This is a genomic window from Arenibacter echinorum (assembly GCF_003259375.1).
Classification (GTDB): Bacteria; Bacteroidota; Bacteroidia; order Flavobacteriales; family Flavobacteriaceae; genus Arenibacter; species Arenibacter echinorum.
Genome location: NZ_QLLN01000004.1, coordinates 481,423 through 499,073, shown reverse-complemented (window position 1 = coordinate 499,073; position 17,651 = coordinate 481,423). Strand labels below are relative to the sequence as shown.

Sequence of the window (17,651 nt, the reverse complement as noted above, 5' to 3'; positions counted from 1 at the left end):
AATTGGGAAGGTGTGGACAATGTTCATGCCTTCCCAATTTGGCTATTTGACCCAATGATTGGGACTGATTCTTAAATTAAAACCTAGTTAAATTTAAATGCTGCCAAAGCTAGCGTTTATTAAAATTTGTACCTTCGCCCTATGGGAAGAATATTGTTTTACCTCATTGCTTTCATATTGTTGGGATCTTGTAAACAGCAGGCAAGCACTGCGGCCGTTGAAGAAAAAGTGGAGGAGTTTTTCAGTGTAGATTCACTCCCCAAGCCCAATGAAATCAATGAACAGGCTCTGACAATTTTAAAGGAATGGCAGGAGTTCAACGGATTGGAAACTACTTTTGAATCATTGTATCGGGTGGCGAATAGGCAGGATTTGGAATTGGTCATTGAAGATTTGATCGAGAAACAAAAAACGCTGGAAGCATCTACATATCCGGGAACATTTGATAAGGCCCAGATTAAGAGCAGGCAAAAGGTATTTAAGACCTATATTCTTAAAACAAAGGGAAATTTGGAGTATAGGGTGGGTACCAAAGCGTCCACCGTAGAAATGATCAATGCTTACAACGCATTTAGGAACCAGTTCAATGTTATAGTCAATAGCAAGTTGGACACTATTCTAATTTTAAGTGAGTAGGGCCCTGATGTTTATGTTGGCGGTCCTTTTGTCCTTTCAGCTCAGCTCCCAGACACAAGTGGATAAATTGGAAGTAGATAACATTTTGGATAGTTGGCACAGAGCGGCAGGGAGCGCTGATTTTGATGCCTATTTTAATTTAATGACTTCCGATGCCGTTTTTATAGGTACAGATGCTTCCGAGAATTGGAAAATCGATGAATTTAAGGCCTATGCAAAGCCCCATTTTGATAAGGGCAAGGCGTGGAACTTTAAGGCCGTGGAACGAAATGTTTATGTCAATGAGGAGGGGGATTATGCCTGGTTCGATGAATTATTGGATACCCAGATGAAACTATGTCGCGGTTCCGGGGTACTCAGGAAAGAGTCAGGGGAATGGAAAATAGCGCATTATGTGTTGTCTATTGTAATTCCCAATGAAAATGTCTCCGAGGTAATCCTGATCAAACAGGAAAAGGACGACAGGATTATCGAAAATTTAATTAAACAATAGACTTCTTTAAAAATGGGGGTATATACTTTAGAGCAAAAAAAACCACTGTTTTACAGTGGTTTTTTTTTGCTCATAAATTGGAGTAGAAAATTATTGGACTATTCCTTGGTTTCTTTATTTTCAAGTTTGTCCTTTCTCGACTGTAAAGCTTGCCTACTTAGACTGGCCAAATTAAAATTGGGGTCTATTTTTAAAGCTTCATCAATGGTAGCCAGGGCACCATCTATATCGTTTTGATCTTTGTTGAATTCTACCAGGGCCTTCAAATGGATAAACGCCGCCTTTAAAGCAACTTCGTAAGGTTGTTGTCTTTCGTAGAATGCATATTTCATATCGTCTTTGGCATTGGCTATTCCAAATTCGATATTGGCAGCGGCACCTTCATTGTCGCCGGTCTGAATTTTTAAATCGGCCAATTCGTATGCTAAATACGGATTTGGTCCTCTCTTATTAAGAATTTCAAACTGTTCCAAGGCCCTCTTTGGCTGATTCAACGCCTTTAAGGAAATAGCTTTTACCTGAACCGCCAAATCCGAGTCAGATTCGTTTTTTTCTATCCCAATTGTGTTTAACGCTTGTAAATGTTGATTGTCCGTGGTGTAAATGTAAGCCAAGGTATCATTGCGCTCTTTGCTTGGGGAAAGTATGTTCAGGTGGGTTATGGCGCTAATTACACCATTTATATCCCCCTGTTGTCTCATTTGGTCATAATAGGCCTCATAATGTTTAAGCAACTCACTTTTTGTCTGTGAATTTGCTGTAAATCCTACCATAACTAGCAGGATCAGTACAATTTTCTTCATTGTTCTAATTTTTAGTGTGCCAAAACTAGTAAATTATTTCTAACCTTTTGTTAAGGAATGTCTTAAACCTTAGATAGGCAATAAAAAAGGATGCCGATCGGCATCCTTTTTTCTAATATGGTTGGTCTGGGTCTTGTTTAAACAACGGTAAGCGTAACATTCCTGTTTTCGTATGCCCGAATAAGTCTGGCATAAAATGCAATGCTCACATTGTCCTTGTCCAAGCTAGAACTTAAAAACTCCTTTAAATTCTTAAAAAGTAAATTTGCCCTAAGAATTGGAAGGCTGGAATTTACTTTTTTGGGGTCATAACTGCTGTCGTCCATAACAATATCCATAATGACTCTCTTTCGGTGATAGTCGATAGATACATCTGCGGCATTGTAATATTTTTTCAATATTGCAACATGCAGATTTTGAAATTTTTGGGACATTTTGCTTTTGGAGCAGCTTATGGAAATTAAATTTTCAATTTCGGTAAGTACTCTTGTTTTTAGACCTGAATTTTCCATGATAATTGAATTTATTCGTTTACTTAAAGGTACATACTAATCGATAAACGGTTAATAATCAAGGCTGTAATTTAACTTAAAGTAGGTGACTTTGTTGTGAAAGTTCAAAAAAGTGTGGTGAATTAACTTACAATTGAAGTATTATAAGGGTATATTTTAACATTAAAATACTTACTTTCAATGCTTTTGTTTCCTATTTTATCTGAATTCTTGCTGTAACTGGGTGGCAAAAGACCTCTTTTTACAGCTTCAGAGGTATAATAGGCCTCCTTTGTAGGATGAAGGGGGTACACGCCATTAATAATTTTATTTTCCCACTTCCCATTTAGGGCCATTTTTATTATACCAATACAATCGTAAAGATGTATGAGATTTACCGGGTCATTGCCATTGGTAAGTTCGGTTTTGCCGGCAAGAAATGTTACCGGGTGCCTTGAAGGGCCAATTAGGCCCCCAAATCTTATAATGGTGGTATAGAGGTCCCCATCGTTCAAAAAAACATTTTCCGCAGCCAAAAGTTGCCTTCCCGATTCCGTATTGGGTCGGGTGGGGGAGTCTTCTGTAACCAGTCCGTTGATGTCGCCATATACAGAGGTGCTGCTAATAAAAATTATACGGGTCAGGGGGGTGTTTTTTATTTTATCAAATAGAAGGAGCATTTTTTTAATATAGCTTTCTTTGGGAGCGGAACGCAGCTTTGGTGGAACATTTATAATCAAGAGGTCCAATTCCCCTAAAAATTTTTCAATGGGTCCTTCAATTCCATGCTCTCGTATACTAATGGTATATGGGATAATATTCACTTTCTGCAACACCTCTATTTTGGAATCGGAGGTAGTTGTTCCCAAGACGGTTTCCTTATCATCGATAAGAGATTTGGCCAAAGGTAACCCTAGCCACCCACAACCTAGAACGCCGATCTTTGTGTTCAAAATTCTATCTTTTTGCTAATCACAATGGCATCGTTTAGGACAAATGGCATAGGAATATTGTCTTCTGGCCTAGGGGGCACTGTAAATAAGGGATTGTTCAATAGATCGTTGGAAGCCTCATATAGTGTCAGCTCCAAAACACTCTCCTTGGGGATAGTGATCTGTAATTCGGTATAATCGTTATTGCTTACATAGTGGGTAACCAACTTATTGTTTTTCCTATTTTTAAGATAGAAGTCAGACAGTTCAATTTTATTTATATTGGCCTTAATAATTTCTACATCATTCGTAAATATTTCCAAACGGTTAGTATTGCGCTGGGGCGTAATGCATATTTCTAATTTTCTTTGGCCCCCTATAATAGTATCTAGGGTCGTTTCTATTTTTGGGGGAGCAATATTTTTTACTGGAGCTTCAGAAGTGTAGCTAAACCCTGTTCCATATTTACTGCTTAGGGCATCATAGCTTGGATTTTTGGGCTGTGCCTTGTTCACATCTACGTACTGGGATGTCCAACTGGATAGAACATGGTCATAGGTAGCCCATTCCGCAGTGTTTTTGTCGGCGTCAAGAATATAGACCAAACTCGTGGGTTTCGCATTTTCTTTATTAAAACCCGATGAAAAGTGGGCGGACAAAAGAAAACCAAAACAGAGCAACAGAAATAAATAGGCCAAGCGGTTTTTGTTTTTTAAGGGACCAAAAACCGGAAGCAATAGGAAAAAGGTCAAAGAGGTTAAAAGGGTAGCGGTAATCATCATTTTTAAACCAAGACCTACAGGAAACATTTTAATTAGTGGCGTGTATATCCATATGGCAGGCAAAGCCAAAAACAGTAACACGTAGGGACTGGGTAATTTTTGGTGTGTTAGGATAAGCAAGGAGGCGAGCAATGCAAATACGGGGATAACAAAAAAGCTGGCACCTTTTAAATATACTGCAACAAGAATACACAGAATTAGCCACAGCAACAAAGGAGCAATTAAGAGGTTTTGGGTCTGAGCCTTTCCAAATTTATGATAGGCCCAAAAACCGACTGCCACTGAAAATAGTACAAAGGCCGCTATGTATGCATAACCGTTATAAGTGAAACCATGAAGGATATCCTGGTATTGCGGGTAGATATTTTTAAGTATGGTCCAGCCAAAATAACCAACCAGCCCGTTAATAACCAAAATTAAGAACAGGGGAACAAAGCCCTTTCCAATTTCTTTAATTTCCAAGGAACTATTTCTAAATCCTAGGAACAAAAGTGCTAAAAAGCCTACTATGGCAAGTGCCAGCATAGGGTAAATCCAATCGAAGGGATATGAGACCAATCTAAAAAATGGAATATTGAAATATATGGAATCGTTGGGGCTTTTCAGGTTGGTCAGGTCAGAATTGCTAAAATGCTCCAACAAGGGCATTAGATAACTGCCTTGGTGGGCAAGGGTATTGCGGTCCAAACGATCATAATTATCGCGGGCGGTATGGTAGTCATAATGGTCGTCAATAAAGGCAAAATTGAGCCCTTCTATGTCCATGTCTTCCCGGAACACGGTAAGGTCGGTATCATTGGGAAGCATTTTGTAAACACTATATACCAAGCTATTGGCTGCAGGGTATTTTGGATTGGCCTTAATAAACTCATCTATAACCTTGGAATTTCCCCTATTGGTTTCTAGTAACATATAGGAGGGTCCTCCACTGCCCCGTGCCTCAAAATTCAATACCAATCCTACTTCCTTTACCCATGGATGATGGTTTACAAATAGATCCGCTCCGTTAAGTCCTAATTCCTCAGCATCGGAAATTAGAATAATGATATCGTTTTTAGGCGTATTGTTTTGTTCTAGGAAAGCTCTTACACCTTCCAATATGGTTGCCACCCCACTGGCGGCATCGCTGGCGCCCAAAGATGAATGGGGATTGCTATCATAATGTGAAAGTAAAAGAAGGGCCTTTCCCTTATCGCTGCCTTTTATCCTGGCCAATATATTGGTTGCACTGCTAAAATTTCCCCAGTCCCCAGCGGTATAACCTTGTTGGGTAGATGTTTCCAATCCCAGCTTGGTCAATTCCGATATAACATAATCCCTAACCTCGGAATGTGCCGGAAAACCAACAGCATGTGGTTTTTCGGACATATTTTTTACATGGATAAGGGCCCTATCCGTGGAAAATAAAATATTTTCAATATTGGCATCCGGAGTGTAGCTTGGCATGGAGTCTTCGAAGCTCCAATAGATGGCAAGCAGAACAAGGAGAAGGGTGATGGCAGAAGAATATCGCTTCATAGTATTTGGTAAAAACTTAAAAGTAAGAAATTATCCCTGTATTACATTATAGAGTGCAGTATAACCAATATTTTGTTGTTTTCAGGGTTTAACAGAATTCAATTAAAAGCAATAATTTTAACGAATAATTGTCAATACAACCGATTAAATCTTAAATAGTTGTTTAATTATCTAAAAAATGCTATCTTTCAGATTAACCTAAAAATAAACGGTATGGGAATAAAAAGTTTTCAGGGAGTGCGCAAGGTCGTAAAAAAGGAATTTGATGCTCCCATTTTAGTAGAGGACTATATGACAAAAAAACTGATCACCTTTAGTCCTGATCAATCTATTTTAACGGTTATGGAGCATTTGGCCAAATACCATATCTCCGGAGGTCCGGTATTGGACAACAACGGATTTTTGGTCGGTATAATCTCCGAAGCGGATTGTATGAAACAGATTTCTGAAAGCCGCTATTTTAATCAACCTATCTTGGATAAGAGTGTTGAGCGATTCATGACAAAGGAGGTAGAGACCATACCTCATGATATGTCTATTTTTGATGCCGCCGGCATTTTTGACAAGCATAAAAGAAGAAGATTGCCAGTTATGAAAAACGGGATATTGGTAGGGCAAATTAGTCGCAAGGATATTGTAATTGCAGCCCTTAAATTAAGCGGACATAACTATAAGTAGAAACTCTTTTCACTTCCCCTTGGAAGCTGATAGCTAACAAAACAACGACACGCATACTTTTTATGCCTTTGAACAGCTTATAGCAATTGTTCAAGGGCATTCTTTATTAAATTAGCCCCTATTCCCTTTTCACGATCATATAATAGTCATTGTCCAAGGGTAGATACCCCAAATCATATACAAAATAGTAAGTGGTTCCTTTTTTGGTGGTATATAAATTGGTGATATATTCAAAATCGAAACCCTTGTCCATTAATCTGGTCTTGGTAGTTTTGGTCTTGCCTTCGGTTAGGGGATATCCATCCAGGATTCTGTAATTTTTGCGCAAACGGTTATTGATGTTCCTGACCAGGTTTTTACTGTCTTTGTTCAGCTTATTATTGTAGGCATTTCTACAATAGTCCGAGCAGAATTTCTTGTCTATTCTGCCCAAAATTTTATCTCCGCATTCCAAGCATTTTTTTTCCATGGTTCGTTCAGTTGTTTTGTTCTATAAGCTCCAATCGTTTTACTACAGATCTCTTGGACAATATGGTACCTGGAGAAAGTACGGCATTGGCGCCTATTTTTGAATCGTCCCCGACCAAGGCACCAAATTTAACGGTGCCAGTATTGGTCTTTATGCCCTTTACTTGGGTCCAAATGGTCTTGTCCTGCCTTTCGTTATAGTGGTTGGCAATAAGTGCCCCCGCCTCAAAATTCACATGTTCACCAATAATACTATCTCCTATAAAATTAAAATGGGCCATGGCCGAATGATTACCAATAATACTGGATTTGATCTCACTTCCCGGACCTATTTGCACCCCCTCGCCCAAAAACACTCCTCCCCGAAGATAAGCGTGGCTGGCAATAAAGCAGTTTCCGGATATAATGAGGGGCTCTTTTAAAATAGCCCCTTTTTCGATAACGGCAGTTTTATGGATCGCAATTCCGTTTGCAAGGGTATAATCGTCAGTATTAAGCTCAAGGATCTTCTTTGATATTAGGGAAGATATGGATTGGGTTATTTCCCAGGGATGCACTCCTTTCTGGCTGGGAAAATGGGTGTAAAATTGCGCTATGTATGTATTTATAGGGGTCATTTTTGGTATAGTTCTATGGGTAAATTGTCCGGGTCGAATATAAAAGTGAATTTTTTTTGGGTAAACTCGTCAGTGCGAACAGGTTCTGCCTCAATCCCTTTTTGGGACAATTCCAATAAGCTGGTATCCAAATCATCCACCTCAAAGGCCAAGTGTCTTAAACCGGTTGCTTCTGGCCTAGAGGATCTGGAGGGTGGTTTGGGAAATGAGAATAGTTCTATGATGTATTCACCGTTCAATGCCAAATCCAGTTTGTAGGAGCCCCGTTCCTCCCTATAAATTTCCTGCAAGGGCTCCAGGCATAAATCTTCCACATAGAATTTTTTGGATTTCTTATAATCCGAGCAAATTATGGCAATGTGGTGTACTTTATTTAAGGTCATTTTAGGAAGTTGGATGGTGTTTTAGGACCAATAAGGTACAAATTATCCGATTACAATCGATAAATCTTTGTTGTGCCTTAGCTGATCTGGATATTGTGCTTCTTTAATAGACCCAGGGCTCCTTCCTTGGAAAACTTGGCTTTGGCAATTTTATTCCTTTCCGGATCCAGGGTAAAGTTAAAAGCCGTCTGAAAATCGGCCTTCTCTAGGTTGCAATGCTCAAAGACGGCCCCTTCAAGATTGCAAGAATCGAATGTTGTTTGGGTTAGGTCGGACTCCGTAAAATCGACCGAAATCATTTTGCAATTATTGAAGGTAGTATTTTTGAGTTTTAATGTATAAAAAGAGGACAGGTCCAAGGTGCAGTCATGGAAATTGAAGGACAGTAGAAAATCATTGCAATGGTCAAAACGTATTCCCAAAAGTTTACTCCTTTTAAAAACGGTTTCCTTAAAGGTGGTATTCTTTAAGTTTACATTGCTAAGATCACAATCGGTAAAAATGCATTCCATAAAAACGATGTTGGATATATCTCCTTTGGAAAAGGTACAGGAGTCGAAAATACAGTTTTCATAATCTCCTTTGGATAGGCGCTTGGAGGTAAAGTCGATTCCTTTAAAGGTTTGGTCCGAAATAAATGGAGTGCTCATACTATTATTCGAATTTTTGGCAATTAAATAATCTTTAGGGAAAGAAAGTGCAAAGGAAAGAATATTATAACTAGCGGAATAGGATACTGCTTATTTTGATTTTAGTTGGTCCATGGTTCTATGATTAAAAGTAAGAAACAAACCACTGTAATAAAAGTGCTATTAGAGCTGGTAAGGCCTGCACCACGAATATTTTTTTACTGGCGGACCAAGCGCCATAAATGCCCGCAATGGCCACACAGCTTAGAAAAAAAATGGAGATATTGATGCTCCAAGCCGGGTCTTTGATAAAAAATGTCCAAATAAGCCCGGCGGCCAGAAATCCGTTGTATAGCCCTTGATTGGCAGCTAGGGCTTTGGTTGGTTTAAACATATGCTCCGGAAGTGCTTTTCTAAATGTTTTTTTGCCCAGGGTTTCCCAGGCAAACATTTCCATATATAAAATATATAGGTGTTCTAGGGCTATAATGCCTATAAGGATTTTTAATACGATCTCCATATTTTGATTTTTGAAAGGATTATTTTGTTTTAAATATAGGGGATTCAATTGATTTATCGTTGTTGCAAGTCAGTGCATTTTGGAGGGGTTTATGAACCATTAGGGGGGAACTATATACATTTACAAACGACTACAAACGATAACAAACGAAATTAAATACTTTTCAACCGAATAACATTTGGAGGGCTAGCTAAGTTTGTTCCATCAAAAATCATTAACTGTTTAACCTTTCCCGGAGTGGATTCGGGATTTAAAAATTATGTATTATGAACGCACTTAGAAACAGAGTACAGTTGATTGGGAACTTGGGTAACGATCCAGAAATTATTAATCTAGACGGGGGTGGTAAATTGGCCAAATTTGCCATTGCTACCAATGAGACCTACAAGAATGCCAAAGGCGAAAAGGTTACGGATACCCAATGGCATAATGTGGTGGCCTGGGGCAAGACCGCTGAAATTGTGGAAAACTATCTCAACAAAGGTAAGGAGGTAGCCGTTGAAGGTAAATTGACCACACGGTCTTATGAAACCAAAGAAGGGGAAAAAAGGTACATCACGGAAATTCGATGTAATGAACTCCTGATGTTGGGAAAATAAACCGGCTTATCAAATCCGGATGTTTATACCGGATATAGTCGGGTAGCAAGAAGTAATCCTATTGGTCAGTTTCAGGATCTATGGGGTTGCTTCTATTGCTTTTTTGGGGCGTATTTCCTAGAGACCACTAATTTGAGAATTGCAAATGAATTTATAAAAGTTATTGCGAGCCTGCCTATCGGTAGACAGGGAACGTTAGTGACGTGGCAATCTGTTTGTTTTGGCCCCACAAATAAGAGATTGCTTCACTATGTCTGCCTGCGGACAGTCAAGTTCGCAATGACCTGCAACTATGGTTGTTAAAGCTTTGCATTTCACCAGTCCTATTGAGGCGTCATTGGGAGGAGCGCAAGTGAAGAAGCAATCTTTTTGTTCCTGTCTGACAGTGTTGATCAAAATATAAATCATGAAAAAGTCATATGTATATTTACTAACTAATAAAAATAATACCGTCATCTATGTCGGGGTTACCACAATCTAGTTAAGCGTATTTATGAGCATAAAACTGGTATATTTCATGGTTTTACTTCTCGTTATAATGGTAATAAACTGATTTATTTTGAAGAATTTAGTGATATACACAAAGCTATTGAAAGGGAGAAACAAATAAAGGCAGGTAGCAGGAAGCGTAAGGAACAATTAGTCAATAGGGAGAATCCAAATTGGAAGGATTTAGCTAAAGGATGGTTGTTTTATTTAGATCGAATAGTATAAGAAACATATATGCCCCCTTCAAGAGATTACTTCACTATGCCTGCCTGCGGACAGTCAAGTTGCCAATGACGGAAGGTTGGATTATAAATTAAATTATGGAACCTCGTGCTGAGGAGCGTTAGTGATGTTGCAATCTGAAGGTTTGGTGCATGCTATGGAGAGATTGCTTCATTTGACTTGTCTTTCGATAGCCCCGTTAGCAATAGCAGTAAAACTTATTACGCCACTTTCTTCATTAGATCAAAACAAGGACAGCGATTGCACCTTTTGGATTCCGACTTTTTGTACTTATCACAGCATTTGGTTTTACAGCCGTGTGGAACCATTTCTTTAAGAGCCGCTTTTTGCTCTTTTTTTAAAGCTTTTTTCAGCTTTTTTTCAACTTTCTTGTCCTGTTTCTTCTTTTTGCCCACTGGAGATTAGAATGATAACATGGCAAAAGTATTTATTTTAATTAAATCTAAATAAGATTAAATGTTAAAATTATTCGGGTTTCACATTGGGGTATTGAAATGTCATGATAAAATGAACCCCTCCAAAAAAGGTGGGGTTGTTCTATAACCTATGGCCTGTACGGGTCCATCAAAGAGCTCTTATACTAAATTTACGCCGCTTATTTCGGGGTAATGGCAGCGCTGTTGGCTGTAATTTGCTGAATATCACGATCAAATAAGTAGAGTCCGCCTTTGTCATTTCCAATAAGATTGATCTTGTCCAAAATATTACGGGCCAAGGCCTCTTCCTCGATTTGTTCCGCTACATACCATTGAAGAAAATTATGGGTAGCATAATCCTTTTCCTGAAGGGTTACATGTACCAATTCGTTGATGCTATTGGAAACAAAAACTTCGTGCTCCAATAATTCGTGGAACATTTTCTGAAAACTTCCAAAGTCGGTTTTTGGTGCGTTTAGTGCAGATACATAAGCGTGCCCGCCCCTTTCATTGATGTATTTTACCAACTTGAGCATATGTAAACGCTCCTCATCCGACTGGGTGTACATAAATTGTGCAATACCCTCCAAGCCTTTGCCTTCGGCCCAAGAGGCCATGGATAAATATACTTGTGAAGATTCGGCCTCTATACGGACCTGTTCATTCAATGCTTTCTCTAATTTTTCGGACAACATAAGTTTCAAATTTTAACTAAAGTTACAAATAAAAGGTTCTTTTTGCCAGCTCTTGACTTAAGATTTGGAGTTATTTATGCAAAGCCAACTGTATCCGTTTTCTGGGAATGTCCACTTCCAGCACCTTAACAATAATTTGTTGGTGCAGGCTAACATGTTCGTTCACATCTTTTACGAAATTATCGGATAGATTGGAGATATGGATCAGTCCACTTTCCTTGATGCCTACATCAACAAAACAGCCAAAATTGGTTATGTTGTTCACTATTCCCGGCAGTAATTGTCCCTCTTTTAGATCTGAAATGGTCCTTATGTTCTGATTAAAGGTAAATACCTTTGCCTTTTCCCTAACGTCCAGACCCGGTTTCTCCAATTCCTTTACAATATCCTGTAAGGTGGGCAATCCCACATTTTCGGTACAGTATTGTTTTAGATCGATTTTTTTTAGGACTTCCTTGTTTCCTATTATTTGGGAAAGGGGAACCCCTTGGTCTTTCACCATTTTTTGCACCAATGAGTAGCTTTCAGGGTGTACGGCAGAATCATCCAAAGGATTTTTTGCTTGCCTGATACGTAAAAATGCCGCTCCCTGTTCAAAGGCCTTTTCTCCCAAACGGGGAACCTTTTTTATTTCACTCCTACTGGTAAAGGCACCATTTTCGTTCCTATAGGCTACAATATTTTCCGCCAGTTTGGGGCCAATTCCGGAAACATAACTTAGCAGGGGAACACTGGCCGTATTAATGTTTACGCCCACTGTATTTACACAACTTTCCACCACTGTGTCCAAGGAGTTTTTTAATAGATTCTGATCTACATCATGCTGATATTGTCCAACTCCGATAGATTTGGCATCTATTTTTACCAATTCTGCCAGGGGATCTGCCAAGCGTCTCCCGATTGATACGGCACCCCTAACGGTAACATCGTAATTGGGGAATTCCTCCCGGGCAATTTTGGAAGCGGAATAAATGGAGGCACCGGCCTCACTAACTACGAACACCTCGATGTTGTTTTTGAATTGAATCCGCTTTATTAATTGCTCCGTTTCCCTGGACGCGGTACCGTTTCCTATGGCTATGGCTTCAGTCTTATAGGCGTCTGCCAAAGAACTTATTTTCTTTATGGCGCCGGTACTGTCGTTTTGAGGTGCATGGGGATAAATGGTCTCATTGTGCTCCAAATCGCCTTGTGCGCTAAGGCAAACTACTTTACAGCCACTTCTAAACCCGGGATCTATAGCCAAAATTCTTTTTTCGCCCAAAGGTGACCCCAACAAGAGTTGTTTCAGGTTTTTGGAAAATACCTGAATGGCGGATTCATCCGCTTTTTCCTTGGCAGATTTTAGAATTTCATTGGAAAGGGAAGGGAATAGCAACCTCTTATAGGCATCCTGTATGGCCATTTGAAGATGGGGAGCGGTTGCATTATTGTTTTTGATGATCCTATACTCCATATTGGAGACGGCTTTTTCATCATCAATTTCAATTTTAACACGTATAAAACCTTCGTTTTCCGCTCGTAGTATGGCCAGGAGTCGGTGCGACGGACATCGGTTCAGGGGTTCGCTCCATTCAAAATAGTCCCTAAATTTTTGGGCTTTCTCATCGTCTTTTTTGTTGGTAACAACCTTGGTTGAAATAAGGGCGAATTTTTCCAATTGCGTCCTGATCTGATTTCGGATATCACTGCGCTCATTGATCCATTCAGAAATTATATGTCGTGCTCCCTCCAGGGCTTCATCTTCATTAGGTACGGCATCATTGATGTATTTTGATGACTCAAAATCGATTTCATCGGTCCGCTGGGCCAAAATAATTTTAGCCAAGGGCTCCAAGCCATTTTTTTTAGCTGTTTCCGCCTTGGTTTTACGCTTTTTCTTAAAGGGTAGATATAGGTCCTCCAAAGTGGTGAGGTCCTCGGCATCACTTATTTTTTTGGCCAATTCAGGGCTTAGCTCTTCCTGTTCCTCTATAGATTTAAGGATGGCCGACTTGCGTTTTTCCAAAGCTTCAAACTGTGATTTGTGCTGTACAATGGCGCCAATTTGCACCTCGTCCAAATTTCCGGTCCTTTCTTTTCGGTAACGGGAAATAAAGGGTACTGTACAATCCTCATTTAATAGGGCCACCGTATTTTCTATGCCTTTTAATGGGAGTTGGGTGTTTTTTGTGATGTAGGATATAAGATTCATGGGGCATTTTGTTTTAAGGGAGGTCTTAACTGCGTTCGACCGGACATCAATATTCAATATAACTATTTCAATACAAAAGCAACATGATTTGAACCTTCTACATGTTCGTCAGGTCCAGAGGAGTCGAAACCTTAATTGATGGTCTCGCCATTCCCAACCCCATCTTCGTCAGGATTGATGAAAACCAGTTTGCCATCCGCATTTTCCGTCATTAGGATCATACCTTCGCTATCCACGCCACGTAAGGCCCTAGGAGCCAAATTCACTAGAACAGTTACCTTTTTTCCAATTATGTCCTCTGGAGAAAAGCTTTCCGCAATTCCAGATACTATGGTTCTCACATCCAGGCCGGTATCCACTTTTAAAACCAAAAGTTTTTTTGCTTTCGGCATTTTCTCGGCTTCAATAATGGTACCTACACGCATATCCAACTTAGTGAAATCATCAAAAGTAATGGTGTCTTTTTGCGGGCTAACAACTTTATTCATGTTTTCATTTTCTTTTTTGGTAGCTTCCAATTTGTCCAATTGGGCCTGAATGGTTTCGTCCTCAACTTTGCTGAACAATAACTCAGCCTCATTTATCTTTTTCCCTGCTGGAAGTAAGTTTTCTTTAGTAGCCACGGTTTCCCATGTTAAGTCGGTATCCAGTGGATCAATTCCCAGTATGGTCTTAAGTTTACTTGAAGTGAATGGTAAAAATGGCTCGCTTAACACCGCCAAAGCAGATGCTATTTGAAGGGCGACAAACATAATCGTCTTTACCCTTTCCTCATCCTGTTTAATTACTTTCCAAGGTTCTTCGTCGGCCAGATATTTATTGCCAAGTCGCGCCAAATTCATTACTTCCTGTCCCGCTTCACGGAAACGATATCTTTCTATGGAACTGGCAATGATCTCGGGATATTTTTTAAGCTCGGCCAAAGTTTCCTTATCTACTTGGCTATAAGTGCCAGGAGTGGGGACAATTCCATTGTAATACTTGTTGGTAAGTACTACTACACGGTTGATGAAGTTACCGTAAATGGCTACTAATTCATTGTTGTTCCTAGCCTGAAAGTCCTTCCAGGTAAAATCGTTGTCCTTGGTTTCCGGGGCATTGGCGGTCAGGGTATATCTAAGTACATCCTGCATATTGGGAAATTCTTCCAAATACTCATGCAGCCACACCGCCCAATTCTTGGAAGTGGACAATTTGTTGCCTTCCAAATTTAAAAATTCGTTCGCAGGCACGTTTTCCGGTAAAATAAAATCGCCATGTGCCTTTAGCATACTCGGGAATATAATACAGTGGAATACAATATTATCCTTGCCGATAAAATGTACCATCTTCGTATCCTTGGACATCCAATAGGGTTTCCAGTCCTTTCCTTCCCTTGCTGCCCATTCTTTGGTAGAGGAAATGTAGCCTATTGGGGCATCGAACCAAACATACAATACCTTGCCTTCCCCGCCTTCTACCGGTACCGGGATTCCCCAGTCAAGATCACGGGTTACCGCCCTTGGCTTTAGTCCGTCATCGATCCATGATTTGCATTGTCCATATACATTGGGTTTCCAGTCATTTTTATGGCCTTCCAAAATCCAGGTCCTTAGGAAATCTTCGTACCTGTCCAAAGGTAAAAACCAGTGTTTAGTTTCTTTTAGGGAGGGTATTGCTCCTGAAATGGTAGATTTTGGATTAATGAGGTCGGTGGCATTTAAGGTGGAACCGCAATTTTCGCACTGATCCCCATAAGCCTCTTCATGTCCACATTTAGGGCAAGTACCGATTACAAAACGATCGGCCAAAAATTGTTTTGCTTCTTCGTCATATAATTGTTCGGTAGTTTCCTCTATAAAATCTCCCTGTTCATATAGTTTTAGAAAGAAATCGGAGGCCGTTTTATGATGGACTTCCGCGGATGTCCTTGAATAGTTGTTGAAGGTAATTCCAAAATCCTGAAAGGATTGCTTAATAATACCGTGGTATTTATCTATAATGTTTTGTGGGCTTACACCTTCTTTTTTGGCTTTCATGGAAATGGCAACCCCGTGTTCGTCGCTCCCACAAACAAAGGCCACATCATTTCCATTTAATCTCAAGTATCTGGCATAGATATCCGCTGGCACATAAACTCCTGCCAGATGCCCTATATGTATAGGTCCGTTGGTGTAAGGAAGGGCTGCTGTTATAGTATATCTTGCTGGCTTCTGAAAGTTCTGCGACATTATTTTTGGATTAGGCTGCAAAAATAAAGATTTTTACTTGCAGCTGGCGTATTCCTTCAAAAAATAAGCCTTCGTTACCCTGAAAAGAATTCAGAATTTACGAAGGCCTTCTCGCATAGTAAGTAGGGGGTGACTTTAAGCTACCATTATGGATTTACTAAGTTTTTGATCTTGAACCTGTATTCTATAAATGTATTTTCCAGAGGCCAAATAAGTCGAAAGTCGCTCTCTAATATTGATTTCAACAGATCCTTCGAACATAATTTCGTTAAACACCGATCCCAAATATTGGCCCATAATGTTGAACAGTTGTATGTCTACGTGTGCACTAAAAGGCATTTCCAAATAAATGTGCGGAGTTGAATCTGTAGGGTAAAAAGGTTTGTGTACAATGGCATTTATCAAATCCGGAGTTGGATTTTCCATAATTGGATCTGTTGGTGTTGGAGGAGTGGGTTCACCGTCACTATAAACTATATCCGGGAAATCTACTCCGCTACAATTAAAGCCTAGGTTTACAGGGGTATAGGTATATCCGTCCATGATATGTTGCTCCACGAGTGGAATATCTACACATAGCCATTCTGCCAATACAGTGGCATACAGGTTCCTAAAGTCCATTGTGTATTCCAAGTTACCTCTGCCATTTGGCTCATCCAACGAGGGATGGTCGCCCACAAAAGCACTGCCATTTAATCCAGAACCAAAAAATAAGGTGGGGGCAGCTTTTCCATGGTCGGTTCCATTGGATCCGTTTTCGAAAATTCTTCTACCAAATTCGGAAAAAGTCATGCTCAATACCTTGTCATCCTGCTGGGTAAAGGCCAGATCATCATAAAAATTATCAACGGCAATGGACAGCTGTGTCATTAGGCGTTCGTGTGCCAAAGGTTGATTTCCATGGGTATCAAAACCTCCCATACTGATCATGTAGACCTTGGTGCCAAGGTTTCCTTTTATCAATCTGGCCAACAATGCCAATTGTCTGGCAAAACCATTGTTTTGATACTCAATTTGGTTTGCACCGCGCATATATGCTTCATGTATAGTACCTGCATATTCGTTGGTTACGTTGGATACACCTCTAAGAAACTTAATCTGATCGCTGTACATACAATTATCAAATAGTGAATCCTCTATAGAATATTGCAGTCCTGTTTCCGCAATCTGTTCCAACTGATCTATATTGTTGGTTACAAAGGCGTAATTGGTCTCTTCTCCTTCAAAAACCAAACTGCCGTAGTTTCCAACTTGGATAGCGGCAGGGCCCTCTGGTCGGCTACCGGGAAAATCCGATAAATAATCAGGGTAAAGGTATTCGAAATGCCTTCCCATCCAACCGGTATCCCTTCCACTGAAACCTGTAGTGCTAAGGTCTGTATTGGCAAAAATATCAGAACCTGTAAAATGGGATAGGCTTTGGCCTTCATAACCTACGCCATGAACTGCTTTAAATTGGCCTTCGCCCCACATGGGCTCCAATGATTTCATATAGGTAGGTACCCCAAATTCATCCGTTAGTCTAAGTATTTTACTTTCCGGTAGATAAATATTGGGTCGTGCATTGGCATAAATGTCGTATTGTTCAATGGGGATAATGGTACTAAGACCATCGTTTCCTCCTGACAAGCGAATTAAAATTAAAATATTATCGGTTTCCGCCATGGCTATTGCCGAGGTCAAAGGGGATGGGGCCGATGCGGTCAGATAATTACTGCCCAGCATCATGGATCCAGAACCGGCAATACCTAAGGCCTGAAGAAAGGAACGTCGACTCCATGTCTTATGTTCCAAATCGTGACCATCATGGTCTTTGCCTTTATGGGGTGATTTATGATGAGTATCGCACATAATG

General features: G+C 40.0%; 18 protein-coding genes. 5 read left to right on the top strand and 13 right to left on the bottom strand.

From position 1 onward, the window contains the following. The first annotated feature begins 141 nt into the window (after positions 1 to 141). Entirely contained in the window at positions 142 to 636 is a 495-nt protein-coding gene (locus tag LV92_RS12550; RefSeq protein WP_111623982.1) for a hypothetical protein, read from the top strand. Next, positions 629 to 1,129 carry a nuclear transport factor 2 family protein gene (locus tag LV92_RS12545; protein WP_245946373.1) on the top strand — a complete coding sequence of 167 codons (501 nt, stop codon included), beginning with the start codon at positions 629 to 631 and terminating at the stop codon, positions 1,127 to 1,129. Before LV92_RS12550 ends, LV92_RS12545 begins: the two co-directional genes overlap by 8 nt. Before the next feature lie 98 nt (positions 1,130 to 1,227). Here the strand turns inward: LV92_RS12545 and LV92_RS12540 are convergent, their stop codons facing one another. From LV92_RS12540 to LV92_RS12525, 4 genes are all read right to left on the bottom strand, one after another. Further along, positions 1,228 to 1,932 carry a tetratricopeptide repeat protein gene (locus tag LV92_RS12540; protein ID WP_111623980.1) on the bottom strand — a complete coding sequence of 235 codons (705 nt, stop codon included), beginning with the start codon at positions 1,930 to 1,932 and terminating at the stop codon, positions 1,228 to 1,230. A gap of 137 nt (positions 1,933 to 2,069) precedes the next feature. Beyond that, on the bottom strand, positions 2,070 to 2,444 hold the full coding sequence (locus tag LV92_RS12535) for a hypothetical protein (RefSeq protein WP_111623979.1): 375 nt from the start codon (positions 2,442 to 2,444) through the stop codon (positions 2,070 to 2,072). Positions 2,445 to 2,566: 122 nt separating this feature from the next. Further along, positions 2,567 to 3,376 (bottom strand): NAD-dependent epimerase/dehydratase family protein, encoded by an 810-nt coding sequence (locus LV92_RS12530; protein ID WP_111623978.1) that lies wholly within the window; start codon positions 3,374 to 3,376, stop codon positions 2,567 to 2,569. Further along, positions 3,373 to 5,655: a M28 family peptidase gene (locus tag LV92_RS12525; RefSeq protein ID WP_111623977.1), complete on the bottom strand. Its 2,283-nt coding sequence runs from the start codon at positions 5,653 to 5,655 to the stop codon at positions 3,373 to 3,375. The genes LV92_RS12530 and LV92_RS12525 overlap by 4 nt, the downstream gene beginning before the upstream one ends. Before the next feature lie 213 nt (positions 5,656 to 5,868). On the opposite strand from LV92_RS12525, the gene LV92_RS12520 reads away from it, so the two are divergent. Then, on the top strand, positions 5,869 to 6,333 hold the full coding sequence (locus LV92_RS12520; RefSeq protein WP_069859037.1) for a CBS domain-containing protein: 465 nt from the start codon (positions 5,869 to 5,871) through the stop codon (positions 6,331 to 6,333). Between the two features lie 118 nt (positions 6,334 to 6,451). Here LV92_RS12520 and LV92_RS12515 read toward each other — a convergent pair whose 3' ends face one another. The 5 genes from LV92_RS12515 to LV92_RS12495 form a co-directional block, all read right to left on the bottom strand. Beyond that, complete coding sequence (locus LV92_RS12515) at positions 6,452 to 6,802, bottom strand: hypothetical protein (RefSeq protein WP_111623976.1); 351 nt, start codon at positions 6,800 to 6,802, stop codon at positions 6,452 to 6,454. Positions 6,803 to 6,809: 7 nt separating this feature from the next. Then, complete coding sequence (locus LV92_RS12510; protein ID WP_111623975.1) at positions 6,810 to 7,418, bottom strand: LbetaH domain-containing protein; 609 nt, start codon at positions 7,416 to 7,418, stop codon at positions 6,810 to 6,812. Further along, positions 7,415 to 7,801, bottom strand: coding sequence for an SMU1112c/YaeR family gloxylase I-like metalloprotein (gloA2, locus tag LV92_RS12505; protein WP_111623974.1), 387 nt, complete (start codon positions 7,799 to 7,801; stop codon positions 7,415 to 7,417). Before gloA2 ends, LV92_RS12510 begins: the two co-directional genes overlap by 4 nt. Before the next feature lie 77 nt (positions 7,802 to 7,878). Further along, positions 7,879 to 8,451 carry a pentapeptide repeat-containing protein gene (locus LV92_RS12500; protein WP_111623973.1) on the bottom strand — a complete coding sequence of 191 codons (573 nt, stop codon included), beginning with the start codon at positions 8,449 to 8,451 and terminating at the stop codon, positions 7,879 to 7,881. 124 nt (positions 8,452 to 8,575) lie between these two features. Further along, complete coding sequence (locus LV92_RS12495) at positions 8,576 to 8,950, bottom strand: DUF1304 domain-containing protein (RefSeq protein WP_111623972.1); 375 nt, start codon at positions 8,948 to 8,950, stop codon at positions 8,576 to 8,578. 266 nt (positions 8,951 to 9,216) lie between these two features. Between LV92_RS12495 and LV92_RS12490 the strand changes: the two genes are divergently transcribed. Beyond that, a complete protein-coding gene (locus LV92_RS12490) occupies positions 9,217 to 9,549 on the top strand; it encodes a single-stranded DNA-binding protein (protein ID WP_031442041.1) in 333 nt (110 codons plus the stop codon). A gap of 489 nt (positions 9,550 to 10,038) precedes the next feature. Continuing rightward, entirely contained in the window at positions 10,039 to 10,263 is a 225-nt protein-coding gene (locus LV92_RS12485) for a GIY-YIG nuclease family protein (protein ID WP_317046768.1), read from the top strand. Between the two features lie 613 nt (positions 10,264 to 10,876). Here the strand turns inward: LV92_RS12485 and LV92_RS12475 are convergent. The 4 genes from LV92_RS12475 to LV92_RS12460 form a co-directional block, all read right to left on the bottom strand. Continuing rightward, on the bottom strand, positions 10,877 to 11,392 hold the full coding sequence (locus tag LV92_RS12475; RefSeq protein WP_111623971.1) for a ferritin: 516 nt from the start codon (positions 11,390 to 11,392) through the stop codon (positions 10,877 to 10,879). Positions 11,393 to 11,462: 70 nt separating this feature from the next. After that, on the bottom strand, positions 11,463 to 13,586 hold the full coding sequence (locus tag LV92_RS12470; protein ID WP_111623970.1) for a Tex family protein: 2,124 nt from the start codon (positions 13,584 to 13,586) through the stop codon (positions 11,463 to 11,465). Between the two features lie 131 nt (positions 13,587 to 13,717). Next, complete coding sequence (metG, locus tag LV92_RS12465; RefSeq protein WP_111623969.1) at positions 13,718 to 15,796, bottom strand: methionine--tRNA ligase; 2,079 nt, start codon at positions 15,794 to 15,796, stop codon at positions 13,718 to 13,720. Between the two features lie 135 nt (positions 15,797 to 15,931). Continuing rightward, on the bottom strand, positions 15,932 to 17,647 hold the full coding sequence (locus LV92_RS12460; RefSeq protein ID WP_111623968.1) for a DUF1501 domain-containing protein: 1,716 nt from the start codon (positions 17,645 to 17,647) through the stop codon (positions 15,932 to 15,934). Positions 17,648 to 17,651: the final 4 nt, after the last annotated feature.

What these genes read in the sequence shown, in the direction of transcription:
- LV92_RS12535 (WP_111623979.1), bottom strand. Translation starts at nt 2,444, where the DNA reads ATGGAAAATTCAGGTCTAAAAACAAGAGTACTTACCGAAATTGAAAAT.
- LV92_RS12540 (WP_111623980.1), bottom strand. Translation starts at nt 1,932, where the DNA reads ATGAAGAAAATTGTACTGATCCTGCTAGTTATGGTAGGATTTACAGCA.
- LV92_RS12495 (WP_111623972.1), bottom strand. Translation starts at nt 8,950, where the DNA reads ATGGAGATCGTATTAAAAATCCTTATAGGCATTATAGCCCTAGAACAC.
- gloA2 (WP_111623974.1), bottom strand. Translation starts at nt 7,801, where the DNA reads ATGACCTTAAATAAAGTACACCACATTGCCATAATTTGCTCGGATTAT.
- LV92_RS12500 (WP_111623973.1), bottom strand. Translation starts at nt 8,451, where the DNA reads ATGAGCACTCCATTTATTTCGGACCAAACCTTTAAAGGAATCGACTTT.
- LV92_RS12550 (WP_111623982.1), top strand. Translation starts at nt 142, where the DNA reads ATGGGAAGAATATTGTTTTACCTCATTGCTTTCATATTGTTGGGATCT.
- LV92_RS12510 (WP_111623975.1), bottom strand. Translation starts at nt 7,418, where the DNA reads ATGACCCCTATAAATACATACATAGCGCAATTTTACACCCATTTTCCC.
- LV92_RS12460 (WP_111623968.1), bottom strand. Translation starts at nt 17,647, where the DNA reads ATGTGCGATACTCATCATAAATCACCCCATAAAGGCAAAGACCATGAT.
- LV92_RS12470 (WP_111623970.1), bottom strand. Translation starts at nt 13,586, where the DNA reads ATGAATCTTATATCCTACATCACAAAAAACACCCAACTCCCATTAAAA.
- LV92_RS12515 (WP_111623976.1), bottom strand. Translation starts at nt 6,802, where the DNA reads ATGGAAAAAAAATGCTTGGAATGCGGAGATAAAATTTTGGGCAGAATA.
- LV92_RS12475 (WP_111623971.1), bottom strand. Translation starts at nt 11,392, where the DNA reads ATGTTGTCCGAAAAATTAGAGAAAGCATTGAATGAACAGGTCCGTATA.
- LV92_RS12525 (WP_111623977.1), bottom strand. Translation starts at nt 5,655, where the DNA reads ATGAAGCGATATTCTTCTGCCATCACCCTTCTCCTTGTTCTGCTTGCC.
- LV92_RS12520 (WP_069859037.1), top strand. Translation starts at nt 5,869, where the DNA reads ATGGGAATAAAAAGTTTTCAGGGAGTGCGCAAGGTCGTAAAAAAGGAA.
- metG (WP_111623969.1), bottom strand. Translation starts at nt 15,796, where the DNA reads ATGTCGCAGAACTTTCAGAAGCCAGCAAGATATACTATAACAGCAGCC.
- LV92_RS12490 (WP_031442041.1), top strand. Translation starts at nt 9,217, where the DNA reads ATGAACGCACTTAGAAACAGAGTACAGTTGATTGGGAACTTGGGTAAC.